Raw genomic sequence first — 14,341 nt, 5'->3', positions numbered from 1 at the left:
CTGAGAGTTAATGGCAGCGACCGACGCCAGCGAGACGATCGAGCGTCCGCTCGTCACGACGGGGTTGCTCGAACGGCGGAGCTATCAGACGACCCTCGCCGACCGGGCCGCGGAGGAACACAGCCTCGTCTGTCTGCCGACGGGACTGGGAAAGACCGCCGTCTCCCTGCTCGTCACGGCGGATCGGCTCGCGAACGTGGGCGGGAAGTCGCTGTTGCTCGCCCCGACGAAGCCGCTTGTCTCCCAGCACGCCGAGTTCTACCGGGAAGGGCTGGAGGTTCCCGACGACGAAATCGTCGTCTTCACGGGTGACGTGCGGCCGGACGACCGCGCCGAACTGTGGGAGGACGCTCGGGTCGTCATCGCCACCCCACAGGTCGTCGAGAACGATCTGGTGGGCAATCGCATCTCGCTGGCGGCGGTCACGCACTGCACCTTCGACGAGTGCCACCGCGCGACCGGTGAGTACGCCTACAACTACATCGCTGAACGGTACCACGAGGACGCCGAAAACCCCCTGGTGACGGCGATGAGCGCCTCGCCGGGCGACGACGAGGAGGCAATCTTAGAGATCTGCTCGAATCTCGGCGTCTACAACGTCGAGGTGATGACCGAGGCCGACGCCGACGTGTCGGAGTACACCCACGAGACGACGGTCAACTGGGAACGGCTAGAACTCCCCCAGGAGATCACCGAGATCCGCGACCTCGTCCAGGAGGTCATCAGGGATCGACTGGTCGAACTGAAGGATCTCGGCGTGACGGGCAAGACCGCGCCGGACGTCTCAGAGCGGGAGATCCAGAAGATCCAGGGCCGACTCCAGCAGTTGATGGACAGCGACGACTCGGCGGGCTACGAGGGGATGAGCTATCTCGCCGAGGTCCGGAAACTCCGCACGGCGATGACCTACATCGAGACACAGAGCGTCGAGTCCTTCCGGCGGTACATGGATCGCCAGAAGGAGGCCGCCCGCTCCTCCGGCGCCTCGAAGGCCGACCAGCGGATGGTCTCGGACCCGAACATCCAGATGGCCATCCGGAAATCCGAGGGGTACGACGATCTCCACCCGAAATTCCGGCGCGCCCGGATGCTCATCGCCGAGACTCTCGGGATCAACGACGGCGAGCGGGTGATCGTCTTCACCGAATCGCGAGACACCGCGGAGGCCCTGACGGAGTTTTTAGACGAGCATTTCACCGCGGAACGGTTCGTCGGTCAGTCCGACACGGACGGCAGCGACGGCATGACGCAGACCGAACAGCAGGAGACGCTGGATCGGTTCCGGGCCGGGGAGTTCGAGGTACTCGTCTCCACGTCGGTCGCGGAGGAGGGGCTTGACGTGCCGGAGGTCGATCTCGTGCTCTTTTACGAACCCGTTCCGACGGCGATCCGGGCGATCCAGCGGAAAGGCCGGACCGGCCGCCAGACCGAGGGCGCGGTGACGGTGTTGCTCGCGGAAGACACCCGCGACGAGGCCTACTTCTGGAAGGCCAGACAGGATCAAAAGCAGATGAAAGAGGAGCTTCGGGCGCTGAAAAGCGCGGTCGGGGAGATCGAATCCGCCCTCGGCCAGCAGGTCGGCCTCGACGAGATCGAGGTCGAGGAGAGCGAAACCGAGGGGAGCGGACCGGACGAGGACGAAATAGCGGCCGAGTCCGAGCCAGCGGCCGGGACCGACGGCGAGACGGAGGGCAGTGCGGGCGGCTCCAAGCCCGCCGGCGACGGACAGACCGGCTTACACTCCTTCGCAGAGGGCGGGAGCGACGAGTCCGCCGACGACGGTGACGACGGAACCGAAGCGGTGGAGGGGAGAGACGAGGGAATCGTTGCCGAGGCCGCGGGTGACGACGAAGCCGTGGAGATCGTCGCGGACCAGCGCGAACTCGACTCGACGATTGCGCGTGATCTCTCGACGCGGGACGGAATCGAAACCCGCCTCGAAACCCTCGCCGTCGGAGACTACGTGCTCTCGGATCGCGTCGTCGTCGAACGCAAGACGGTCGAGGACTTTCTGGACACGCTGACCGGCGGCGACCGGTCGATGTTCGAGCAGGTCGGCGACGCCGCGCGCAACTACGGCCGCCCGGTGGTCGTCATCGAGGGCGGTGATCTCTACGGCGAGCGCAACGTCCACCCGAAGGCGATCCACGGCGCGCTCGCCTCGCTGACCGTGGATTTCGGGGCGAGCGTCATGCAGACCGCCGACGAGGAGGAGACGGCAGACCTCCTCGAAGTGATCGCCAGCCGCGAACAGGAGCAGGAGGACCGGTCGGTGAGCGTCCACGGCGAGAAACAGTCGAAGACCCTGGCCGAACAGCAGGAGTACGTCGTCGCCTCGATTGCGGAGGTCGGCCCCGTCACGGCGCGGGCGCTGCTCGAGGCCTTCGGCAGCGTCGAGGCCGTGATGACCGCCGACGAAGACGACCTCCTCGAAGTCGAGGGGGTCGGTCCCGTCACGGCGGAGCGGATGCGGGAGGTTATCTCGACGGGATACACGCCCGAACACTAAGGTGAACTCCGGCCGAACGGATGGTATGGCACCACAGGCTGTACCGGAGTCAGTTCTCGCGGAAACGGCGTGGAACGAGCGGCGGTTGTACGCGCTGGCGAGGCGTATCGGTCCGTCGGGGGCGGATCACCAACTCACCATCCCGGTGACCGCGCCCGCACACGACGAGACGATCGCCGAGATTCCCGACCTCGACGAGGCGGCCGTCGATCGGGCCGTCGAACAGACGCGGGAGGCAACGGAGCGGTGGCAGGAGTACAGCCTCGACGAACGGGCCGACGTGCTCGCCGAGTTCGCGGATCTGGCCGCTGACAACCGCGGAGAGCTGCTCGACCTCGTCCAGCTGGAGACCGGGAAATCCCGCGGACACGCCCTCGAAGAGACCATCGACGTACCGCAGAACGCGGATTACTACGCCAACAACGGCGCGGAGATGATCGACAACGAGTCCCGTGCCAGCGGGATTCCGCTGGCGACGAGCGCAGAGGTGCAGTACGATCCCAAGGGGGTCGTCGGCGTCATCTCGCCGTGGAACTACCCGCTCGTCCTCTCGTTTGCCGACGCGATTCCCGCGCCGTTGGCCGGCAACGGCGTCGTGTTGAAGCCCGACGAGAAGACGCCGTTCACGGCGCTTCGACTTGCCGAGCTACTCGAAGAGGCGGGACTGCCGGAAGGGGTAGTCTCGGTCGTCACGGGTGACGGCGCGACCGTCGGCTCCGCAGTGATCGAGCGGGTCGACTACCTCACGTTCACCGGGAGTTCCGAGACGGGCCGGATCGTCGCGGAGCAGGCCGGCCGGAACCTGATCGACTGTTCGCTGGAGTTGAGCGGCAAGAACCCGATGGTGGTGCTGGACGACGCGGACGTCGACGAGGCGGTCCGGGGTGCGATTCAGGGGTCGTTCACGAACGCCGGACAGCTCTGTCTGGCGAGCGAGCGGATCTACGTCCACGAAGCGATCTACGACGAGTTCCTCGCGGAGTTCGTCGAACGGACAGAGGCGCTGACGCTCGGCGCTGACTTCGAGTTCGACGCCGATGTCGGGTCGCTGATCGACGCGGACCAACTCGACCGCGTCGAGTCACACGTCGCAGACGCCGTCGACTCCGGAGCGACTGTCCACACCGGCGGCGAAGCCCGGCCGGAGATCGGACCGTACTTCTACGAACCGACGATCCTGACGGACGTGCCGGATAGCTCCTTGCCCGCCTGCGAGGAGACCTTCGGGCCGGTGGCTGTCGTCGAGTCGGTCGACTCCACCGAGCAGGCGATCGAGAAGGCCAACGACTCCGATCACGGGCTGAACGCGAGCGTCTGGTCGAGCGACCGCGACCGCGCCACGGAAATCGCCCGGCAGATCGAGTCGGGGACGGTCTGTATCAACGATCCGTTCCTCGTCGGCTGGGCCTCCTACGACGCGCCGATGGGCGGCGTGAAGGACTCGGGTATCGGCCGCCGACACGGGCCGGAGGGACTCAAGCGATACACCGAACCGAAGACGATCGCGACCTCGGCGGTCGGCCCGCTCGGGCCGGTGCCGGGGATTCCGGACGAGATCTTCGCGCGCGGCTTCTCGGCGCTGTCGAACATCCAACGACGGCTGAATCAGTGGCGGCGCTGAAGTCGGGAGAGTTATTGAGCCGGCACTCCTCCGCTGTGATATGTATCTCGCAGACGAGACCTGGCCGGATCTGGGCTCGTATTTTGCCGAGGAATCGCTCGCGCTCGTCCCGCTGGGATCGACCGAACAGCACGGCCCCCACCTTCCGGAGGGAACCGACCACATCATCGCGGAGGGGTTCGCCCGGGAGGCGGCCGAGCGGACCGGCTATCTCTGCACTCCGACGATCAACATCGGCGTCAGTCCCCACCACAAACAGTTCCACGGGACGATGTGGGTCGACCCGCCGGTGTTCCGGGACTACGTCGAATCGTTCACCCGGAATCTCGCCTACCACGGCATCGACCGCGTGATCTTCGTCAACGCCCACGGCGGTAACGTCGAGCATCTCCGTGAGGTGGGCCGACGGCTGCGCGACGACGAAGTGATCTACGCGATCGAGTGGATGTGGAACGACAGCATCCCCGAGTTGGTCGACGAGCTCTTCGAGCAGAACGGCCCCCACGGCGGCCCGAAAGAGACGGCGATGATCCAGCATCTCCGCCCGGAACTCGTCCACGACGACGAACTCGAAAACGCCCGGGACGGCGGCGTGGCGAGCGTCGAGGAGGCGGGCACCGAGAAGTTCGGCTCGATGACCTTCTACGACGCCGCCGACAACACCGGAAACGGCGTGCTGGGCGACCAGACCGACGCCACCGCCGAGAAGGGCGAACGGATGTTCGAGGCCGCCACCGAACAGCTCGTGAACCTCGCGGAGTGGCTTGACGACCAGCCCTTCGAGGACCTGATGCCCGAACCACACGTCTGAGCGAGCCGCGCGGACGGCTCCGTCGGCGTTTGTTATTATTCGCGATAACTGGTGGGTAATCACTAACAAGGACGACTAGATAGCGATACGCATGGGAACGGAGACGCTCGCGACTGGGGAGACGTACCGGATGGAGTGGGACAGCGACCTCGAAGCAGTGTTGTTCACGTGGACGAGTTTCGCCTCGGGGGAGCAGTTCCGAGAGGGGGCGAACACGATTCTGGAGTACTTCGAGACCAACGACGTCTCGAAGCTCATCGTGGACACGAGCGGCATCGAGGCGCACGACGACGACGATCAGGACTGGCTCGAAGACGAGTGGACGCCGGCGATGATCGACGCCGGAATGGAGTACAACTGCGTCGTCTACCCGGAGAGTGCAATCGCACAGATGGACCGCGACCGGATGCAGGACCGCCTCGAAGCACTGCCGTACGACGCGCTGTGGACCGACAGCATGGAGGAGGCGAAAGAGTGGATGAGCGAGCGGTGAACGAACGACGGGCCGGCGGCAGGAGAGAGAGACGTGGAAGCGAATCGAGGGATTCCGGTCGGGTATCGTAATCCTTTTTGTGTGGCTCACCTTCGGGTCGAATGCGCGCCGCCTTAGCTCAGACTGGGAGAGCACTCGACTGAAGATCGAGCTGTCCCCGGTTCAAATCCGGGAGGCGGCATCCTGCGGCCGCACGAACCTTAGCCGAGAGCATCCGCGCCCTCCTGCGATTCGCGCTTTCCCTGTGAGATTTCAACCGGTCCCCGGACGCACCGGCTCACGTCTGGCGTTCTGCAATAATCGAAACGCGCTGTAACTCCTAGAAACTTTCGGTGTGCCTGATTTTGCTCGTCTGAGCGTCTGAGGCTCGTCTTTTTTATAACGCGCTGTTGGAATCCAACTGGAAGACCGGCCCACCCCGCTTTGGAAATTGGAACCAGATGCAACCAGATTAGCGGGATTTTCCGACCCATTTCTCTGGTCGTAAAGGAAAGTGAACACACTCCCCCCGGTTTCCGGCTGAAGCTCTCTGAGGAAGGAGTGTGTTTACTCGCCTTCGCAGAAGGCAATTGTATACTGGCTCATTGATGATAGACCACTCTCTGAATACACTGTCTCAACAACCGACCTACGTGGGGTGAGGAATTTTAACGAAACTCATATTTTATCGAGTAAGTCTGATTTTTTCTCCTCAAATTCCTCGTCAGTCAATACACCCTGTTCGTGGAGTTCCTTGAGGTTCTTCAATTGCTCCGTTGGGTCTGGCTCAGATGAATCCTCAACTACGACAGTCTCCTCATTAGATTCGGTAATCTTGTTCCGAATGAATTTGACCGCTCGCCGTACCTCGTCTTTTCCGGGTTCGTGAGCCTCAATATGGTATGTCTGTCCCGGTGTCTGTAGGGAGAGGCGCTTGTTGACCAGACCAGTATCCAAGTCCACACTTGTAATGCTCTCATAGGGCACAGAACGCTCGTCATTCCCGGTTAGCTGTGGGACCTTGACTGCTACTCTTTTGTCCGTGATTACCGCTCTCACGTATCCTTTCGTTCCGGTTTTCCGGCTTCTGTCGTCTCCCCACAGTGATTCCCCTGCCGATGACCCTTCTACATCAACCGTTGAGCCTCGGGTCAGATAATAAACCTCCTCTCCGCTATCGAGAATATCTTTCACCTTGTTCACCCGCTCGGGTGTGACGTAATCCCCACTCTCCTCGTCTGAGATTCGTCTTCGGGCACTACGTATAGACGACTTCTCTTTCTCTGTCCGGTCTACATCTGCGGCTGCCTGTGAGGAAATGTAATCAACTGCTTCCTGTACCTCATCGCCGTCAGAATGTACATCTGCCAAGTTCACTGAGCCTGCGGTCTTGATGGGAAAGGTAACCGACGTATCTTCCGTGTTCAGGGACACAGTGACCTTCCCACTTCCATCACTCTTCTCTGGACCACTCCGTGCTTCTATATCCGTTATTGACTCGTAATCTATAGAGAGCATAGAGTCTCCATTGTCCCCGCCAGCAGTGAACAGAACGCGGTCATCAGTTACAGCCATCATCGTCCGGTACTTTCCATCTGGCTGGATACTCTGTCCATCCGAAACTCGAACCCCCGATTTGCTTTGCTGAGAGAATATATAGTGGGGTTGCTCGTCGTCAGAGAAATGGTCAATCAGTGGCCCATCATTCAGCCGGTCCCACGCCATCCGGCCCGTCTCTGCTTTGGTTAGTTTATCAGCGGTGACAGAACCACCCTTTGCGCCATCAATTAGGTCCTGTGTCTCTTCATCTGGTCCACTACTGAACAGTCCCATATGCGATTTAATAGCCATTCATATACATATTGGTTGTGTGACTTCATCGTAAAGAGAAGTGAACACACCGCCTCCGGGCTGATTGCTGAACCTCTCTGAGGGAGGAGTGTGTTTACCCGTCCCGCAGAAACACCCGTATCTGAACTTTTCAAGAGCAGTATCAAATGACCACCCTAAATTAGCTAATCTGCACACTATCTTACCCTTCCTGCACGCAACTGATAAGTACGAAGCGACTGTCCGATGACATATGTCAGACGCGGCTGAGAGAGATGTTCACTCACTACTTGAAGACGTGCCCTCCGATTACTCCAAATACGAAGACAAGTGGAGTGAGACATACAGCGACAAATTCAGTAATGTCCTGAGTGATTTAGATAGAGATGCGCTCGAAGCGGTCTGTGAATTTGCTGGTGTTGATATGTCTGAAGGTGGTATTTTTTCGGAGCTTGTGAAAAAGAGCGAAGAATCTGTGTTTCTCTTCACCCTTTATCGCTTTCTTAATGATAAACGACTCTCTGCACGCGAGTTAGCACATAAGAGGGGCGACCAGATTACCAAGGGAACCGAATATCGATACGTCATAGAAAAAATCCTTGATGGAGATGAGGATATAGTCTACCAGATTTTGCTTTACAGCGGGTGGCTTGATAGTAACAACAAAACTCGATATAATGTTCGAAATGAAATCCCCGATGACTACGAGAATCGGTTTGAGGACAACATCCGGGGTATCCAACTAAGTCTTTCACAAGGAACGAGAGCAGAGAATTTCAGGTATAGTAGCAAAAATAAACTGTCCTCCTCAGAGTCTACTATCTTTGCTATCTCACGTCAGACTTCCGATACTGAAAAGTTAGACGTGACTGGCGCTCAGAGGCGGCGAGACGTTCGAAATGTGTTTTTAGAGGTTGATACTGAAGCAGAGCAAATCACTATTGACACTAAAAGCAAAGGAATCAGAGATACACTTCTGACCAAGGTTGAGGAGATATTTTCGATACTTACAGCTGAAGCAGATTTAGTTGACGATGAGGATAACGTCTCTCGGTCACGGTTCGAGAAAGAATTCTCAAGACATAATGTAGATGATGACGAGGAAATCACGCTACTAAATACGGAGTTCAGAAACACGAATGTTCAACCGTCATTACCGATTTCTGTCTCAAAGAAATCAACTGAGCGGGAAATCAGACCGGTTCTATCGGCACTCTCTGAGGAAATCATCAATATCGAATTAACAAATATACGACGTTTCTGGTTCCGGTGTGAAGGTGTTGATGTTCGTGTTACGATTGAGGAGAACGTGGAAAACGGGTATCTACGTCTCAACTCTATCATCAAGACTCGTTCTGAGCGAAAGAGTAACCGAATTCGAGAAAAATTCGAAGACCAATTTGGAATCCCACTGGACAAGAAGATACCTCTCCACTGGATTACGAAGGCTCGTACTGACCTGATTTCGAGGATGCTGAAAGGTGTCTCATACTGGGGAACCCGCTATATTCAAGATGATGAGTTAACCGATGCCCTTGTTAACGACCTTGGAGTACTCAATCGAACAGAAATTAATAGAACACAGTGTGAGGGCTGTGAACGCTTCTACAACCGAAATTATGATGACTGCCCCAACTGTGGAAATGACCTAAGAATATTCGATACCTCATTCGAGTTGGACCTTTCAAAGAAGGGAGTGAGGAGCTACTTCCGGGAGAAAGTGAAGAGCGAAGGACTGGTCTATTATGGTGTGAAAAGGGAGAAAATCTACGGCAAGGAGTACGAATTCTTGCAAGTCGGGACTGGGAGTGACATTGTTCGCGTTTTCCTCAACACACCAGAATCAAATCTCACCTCTGGAAGTGCAGACCATCTCCGAAAAAGTATCCAACCGGTTTTGGTGCTGAACCCGGGGACGGTCATTGACGAGTCTCTGATTGAAGAAGTCACATCTGAAGTAGTAGATTTGAGTGAGATGATAGATAGAGACTTGAAGGACTCATTGCCAGAGGATTACATTACAGAGAAAGTTGAGAGGGTTGCCCGAAACACGCAACAGAGAATTACAGACAACGCTGTTGATGCGTTTGACCATATACAGGAGGTATGTTCAAACCCGGAAGACCATAGGGGAGAAGAATTTGAACAAGATGCCTTCCATATCTTAAAACAGACTGTTTCAAGCCTTGAGCAGTGGGGAACTAAGCGAACAGGAAACCAGCCAGATGGATTTGGGGAACTTTTCTTCTTCAAGGGGGATAGAAACTACTTCCGCTCATTCGCCTACGATGGTAAATTTACTACTTCGGACGAACTGAGTATGCCAACTAAAGAGGCGAACACGCTGAGTGATTACGCTCTTCGAATCTACAAGAGCGAGGAAGTACAGAAATCCGACACCAAATTCCAGAATTTCGTTGTGATTACCAACGCGCAGCCCGGGAATTTCGGGTCAGTTGGGGCAAAGAAGCTTAATCGGATGCAAAGTTGGGATGGCGTTCCGGTGCTAATGCATTCTGGTTTCTTACTGGCACTCCACATCGGATTTAATGAGAATTCTGAAATCATACGGGACAATATCCATACCTTCTATGAGCAGTTGTACAAGACGATGAATGGTGGGAAAATGTACCATCAAGACGTAGATAATGAATTCTTCGTACACGTCACTAAACAGGACGCAGAAACGTTATTCAAAAATATTGATGAAGAGATAGCAGAAAGCGGGCTTGAAATCACGGAATTGAGAGAATTCTTGGAAAAAGATATAATTCCAGTATAATTAGCTGGGTTGAAGGCTAACGTTGTAGAATTGCAGAAAAATTCAGAACCACCCGTATAGTCGCGTTGGGGTTTCATCCCACGACCCCTCCCTCTTAGAGCGACTAACGAATTCATCAACCCGTTCATCCTCATTGATAATCTCTAGTTCCAAGGATGCATCAGGCTCGTCACATTCCCTTACAATCGCAATGCCTGATTCTTCCCTTCGTGCCTGTTGAACGCCGGGAACTTCGTTCGGAATGTTCAACCTGAACATTCCATTGTCTTCGTAGAAATCGTATAGCATTTCTCGTGTCTCTCCATCTGAACACAGAACATCTACTTCTTCTTCCGCACCAACCATTTCATTGATGACTTCTCCTGCGGTTCCTGGGAATTCTACCTGGAACCGATAGTCTCCTGTAAACGACTCTAATCCTGCCCAACCAGCTTTGGCGTGTTCAGGTTGATAAGACGGTTTTTCTGGTGGTTCAGATTCCTCCTCTGTTTCGGTCTCGCTCGCCGGAGAAGCACCTACACCGGGGGGTTGCGAACTTGTAGGTCGCTCTCTCGCAGTTTCCGCATATCGTTCTGCATAGGCTTCCAAATCCACATCTTCAGCCGGGTTAGCCAATTCCCAAATCTCTCCAGCGGTTTCACTAAGACTGTCAATAGTTTCTTCATCCCTCACAAGGAGACCAGCCTCAATATTGTCTACCAAGCCTCCTTTCGTGATATTCGCAGAACCGATATATCCACCGTACACTTCCGAAAGAGGCTTCGGCTCCACTCCTCCAACCAAAGCAATCTTCGGATGAAATTGGTGGCTTCCACCTTCTATTAGGCGCAGACCCCAACCAAGGTCCAAGGCTGTATCTATCGCGCTTGGTTGCGTAATATTTCCATTGAGACCGAAGACAGCCACACACGTCTCAATCTGATGCTCTTCAAGCAACTCTTTAATGCGGTTTACCCCACTCTGTGTAACGTATGCTGACGCAAAGTAGAGTGCCTGAGCGTCCGTTTCATCCAGTAGTTGGGATAGCTTGGCTTGTGTCGTTGTTTCCCCAGTGCCAGAAAGGAATGTCTCATCGGACATATTTAGAATGAATTAAGACTTGATTGTCCTCCGCCATCGTCCACTCGTCGGGCACCAGGAATTTCAATTTCTCGTCCACCGTCTTCATCATCGTCATCTGTGCTATCGCTTTCGACCAAGACAGCCGTACTCTCTCCTCCTCCAGCCTCACGGTCCTTTATCAGTTGTTCAACAGCAGACTGAATCGGCTCAACTTTTTCCTCCATCCCCATCGCACCCAAGACTGCTTCATCAAGTCGGTCCTGGTATTTTTGAGGGTCCTCTTCTATCTCTTCAGGGTCGCTCCAGTCCTCGATTTCATCCCCCTCAGCGTCAATAGCTCGCTCGTTCTCCATCCACTCCACGATTGTACTCTTAATTGCCTCACATTCTTCATCACTGAATGTTCGGGGGTCTGGAATATGCAATTCTTCGGCTTGCTCAACTTTCAATTCGTTACGGTCCATTGCCTGCCCTTGTTCTCTCTGGCCTTCGATTTCCCGGATTAACGGAAAGACAGAGGAATTCATAATCCCGAGTAGGACAAGGGGGTCAACGTTGTCGTCTGTTACATCCACTTCCATATTCCGCTGGTCAAGAGGAATACCGGCTTCATTCCACAACACGCGAGAATCTCGCCAGTACTCTTTAGGCAGAATGATTTCTGCAACTGGCAGTTCCCCCACATCAAACCATACTTTTCCGATATTCTGGACGCTCGTTCCTTCGTGGACGTCTTGCTCCTTCCCGAGTTCGAGATACTGTATCAGGTTGTCCCACCCACGCTCTTCAAATTCTTCCAGTAGAATTTCCTCGTCAGACCGCTGTTCCATAATACTGTTCTCCTTATTATTCAGAATCTCACCTACTATGTCGTGCAGGTCCAGAACGTACCACGTTGGGTCTTCATCAGTCAGTCGAATATATTCTGTTTGGGCAATATGTTTGAGGATAGGGGTCACAAACCGCTCGTCAAGACCAAACTCTTGGTATTCTTCTTCAGACTCGAAATAGAAGTAGCTGTTATTCCCAGTTTTTGTCCCGAAGTTGGGGTCTGCTATCTCTCCAAATTGGCAGATTTGTTCGTGGTCAAGAAGGTCCCAATATATCCCAGGTGCGTAGAGATAGCGGTCCCATCGTTCAATATCGTGTAAGTCTCCCTGCCGGAACGTTACCCGGCGATAACGGCCCTGCCCCTCATCTTCGAGCGTTCCTGGTTCGTGGTCAGATTCCAGAATATCAATAATCTCCGTCGGGGAAAGTTCTTCTTTGACGTGTAGAAGTTCAGTGAGATTCTCGTTGCGTTCTTCCTCGTCATCGCATCTTTCGAGGATAGTCACACAGGTACTAATGAGAGGGACCTCGAATTGTTGTGTTTGGAAATCTATGATTGCATTGATTTTTGTATTCTCAAGAAGGAATTCTTGAAGGTCCTCACCGTATCCTGCTGTCAGCCAACGGTTTGAGGTGAGATAGCCCATTCGACCGGGAGGCTTGTCGTTGTCTCCCTTACGAAGGAACTCATATGCGTGGGTGAAGAAATAGCAGAAAATATCGGACCGTTCGCTGAGGTCGATACCGAGGTTACTCAGGTGGCTTCTGACTCTTTCTTCGTCAGCGATATTCTCATTACGAATATATGGTGGATTGGCAACAGCTACGTCAATGGTTGATGGTATCTCTACTCCGTAGTCGTCTTCATCTTCTGATTCTTCTTCACTGTCACCAACATCAGCCTTTTGAGCTGAGACAACCCGACCCTGTGATTCGATTAGATTGAAAAAGTCCTCAACAACAATATGGGTGTCGTGAGTTTCTGTCGAAAGGTCACGGAGTGCGAGGTTAATAGCAGAGAGGTGTGCCGGGAATCGGTTAATGTCAACTCCATAGATTTGTTCGAGTATCTCTTCGTGGTCCTTGTCTTCGGAACGTGATTCAATTTCGTTGTAACCACCTACCAAGAAGCCGCCACTGCCACAGCCTGGGTCAAGAATCGTATCGTCACTGGATTCAACTGTAAGCCCGATGATTAGCTCTACAATCTCCTTTGGGGTGTAGTATTGCCCGAGACTGTGGCGTTCGTCCGGGGGGATAATTTCCTCGTATATCTGACCGATAACGTCGTGGTCAAACTGGTCCAAATTGTAGTCTTCAAGGTCTTCAAGTAGACTGGAAACTTCTCGTTGCGCCCTTTCTGTAAGACGGAGAGAATCAAAAATATCACTCTGCTCATAAACCGCTTCGAAGTCTACCTGTTCAATCAACCTATCGAACGTTTCCCGCCTTGTCTGTGCGTCAACCAGTTGCTCTATATTTATGTCGGGAACATTAACGTAGGCATCTGCTTCGTCAAGCAATTTGTAGAAGACCAGCTTGTTCATCAAGAGGTAGGCAGATTGTGAAGCGTAGCTGGCGTGTATCTCGTCAGGGTTGTCTTCGTATCGCTCCTGCCAACCCTGTTCCTCTACCCATTCCTCGTATCGGCTTTCGAATTCGGAATCATTCTCTAACCGTTCTCGCAGCAGCGTGTCAAACTGCTCTTTCATCAAGTCGTGGAACGAACCGAGACGTTTGATGAAAGCATCTTGATGGGGGTCCCATTCAACTTCATCAACCTCTAAACCGGCAAGGTCTTCAAGAAACTCGGGGACAAATGCTGCCAAGTCATCAATTTCGTAGGCCAGAGTCTTCCTGTCCAAAAGGTTGGTTCCTCGCTCCATCGTGCGGAAGAGTACCAGCCGGTTTCGATTGTACGTTGCAAAATATTCGGCCCCGAGATGGAATGCGTAGTTAGCGGCTTGAGAAATCACTTCCTGTGAGTATGGGTCAATAGAACGGTCGGGTTCCTCCTCAGGCTCGCGCTTTGCTTCAATGACTAAAAATGGTTCCTCGTTTCCGACTTCAAGAACCAAATCTGCATATCCTTGAGTCGAATCAGCGTACAGTTCCCTGCTTATACCTGTGAACGTAGTGTTATAGTACTCATCTTGTTCTTCGATGGCAGAGCGTAGACGGTGGTCAAATTCCGAGATAACATCTGCTTCACTACTCATTGTAGGGCACTTTCCCCCTCTCACATATCAAGTTTGGCGATAGATGTGCGTTGGCTCTGATTCTTATGCTAATGATGGCCCCACGTAGAATATAAATGCGAACTGGGGTGATGTTTGATGGTATGTAGCGAGCTTGAGTAGAGAGATATGCTCGACGGAAGCAATAATATATATACCGCCTCTACCCTGACAGAATTTTGACAA

At 54.3% G+C, this 14,341-nt stretch carries 8 protein-coding genes and 1 tRNA gene; 6 read left to right on the top strand and 3 right to left on the bottom strand.

Annotated elements, in window-relative coordinates; all coding sequences use genetic code 11:
• The first annotated feature begins 10 nt into the window (after positions 1-10).
• The 5 genes from GRX03_RS15075 to GRX03_RS15055 all read left to right on the top strand — a co-directional run bounded on the left by GRX03_RS15075 (position 11) and on the right by GRX03_RS15055 (position 5,615).
• The gene (locus tag GRX03_RS15075) at positions 11-2,509 is read left to right on the top strand and encodes a DEAD/DEAH box helicase (protein ID WP_159765046.1); all 2,499 of its coding nucleotides are present in this window, start codon (positions 11-13) and stop codon (positions 2,507-2,509) included.
• Positions 2,510-2,534: 25 nt separating this feature from the next.
• The gene (locus tag GRX03_RS15070) at positions 2,535-4,130 is read left to right on the top strand and encodes a succinic semialdehyde dehydrogenase (RefSeq protein WP_159765045.1); all 1,596 of its coding nucleotides are present in this window, start codon (positions 2,535-2,537) and stop codon (positions 4,128-4,130) included.
• 40 nt (positions 4,131-4,170) lie between these two features.
• Positions 4,171-4,941: a creatininase family protein gene (locus GRX03_RS15065; protein ID WP_159765044.1), complete on the top strand. Its 771-nt coding sequence runs from the start codon at positions 4,171-4,173 to the stop codon at positions 4,939-4,941.
• A gap of 91 nt (positions 4,942-5,032) precedes the next feature.
• On the top strand, positions 5,033-5,434 hold the full coding sequence (locus GRX03_RS15060) for a hypothetical protein (protein ID WP_159765043.1): 402 nt from the start codon (positions 5,033-5,035) through the stop codon (positions 5,432-5,434).
• Positions 5,435-5,541: 107 nt separating this feature from the next.
• Positions 5,542-5,615: transfer RNA gene (locus GRX03_RS15055), tRNA-Phe, on the top strand.
• A 476-nt stretch (positions 5,616-6,091) separates the two neighbouring features.
• Here the strand turns inward: GRX03_RS15055 and GRX03_RS15050 are convergent.
• On the bottom strand, positions 6,092-7,246 hold the full coding sequence (locus GRX03_RS15050) for a PH domain-containing protein (RefSeq protein ID WP_159765042.1): 1,155 nt from the start codon (positions 7,244-7,246) through the stop codon (positions 6,092-6,094).
• Between the two features lie 250 nt (positions 7,247-7,496).
• On the opposite strand from GRX03_RS15050, the gene GRX03_RS15045 reads away from it, so the two are divergent.
• On the top strand, positions 7,497-10,025 hold the full coding sequence (locus GRX03_RS15045; RefSeq protein WP_159765041.1) for a hypothetical protein: 2,529 nt from the start codon (positions 7,497-7,499) through the stop codon (positions 10,023-10,025).
• A 42-nt stretch (positions 10,026-10,067) separates the two neighbouring features.
• Here GRX03_RS15045 and GRX03_RS15040 read toward each other — a convergent pair whose 3' ends face one another.
• Together GRX03_RS15040 and GRX03_RS15035 are read right to left on the bottom strand one after the other, a co-directional pair.
• A complete protein-coding gene (locus GRX03_RS15040; protein ID WP_159765040.1) occupies positions 10,068-11,105 on the bottom strand; it encodes a phospholipase D family protein in 1,038 nt (345 codons plus the stop codon).
• A gap of 2 nt (positions 11,106-11,107) precedes the next feature.
• Positions 11,108-14,137: an N-6 DNA methylase gene (locus GRX03_RS15035; protein ID WP_159765039.1), complete on the bottom strand. Its 3,030-nt coding sequence runs from the start codon at positions 14,135-14,137 to the stop codon at positions 11,108-11,110.
• Positions 14,138-14,341: the final 204 nt, after the last annotated feature.

It is taken from the genome of Halovenus carboxidivorans, from assembly GCF_009831575.1.
Lineage (GTDB): Archaea > Halobacteriota > Halobacteria > Halobacteriales > Haloarculaceae > Halovenus > Halovenus carboxidivorans.
This window is presented reverse-complemented; position numbering and strand designations above follow the sequence as displayed.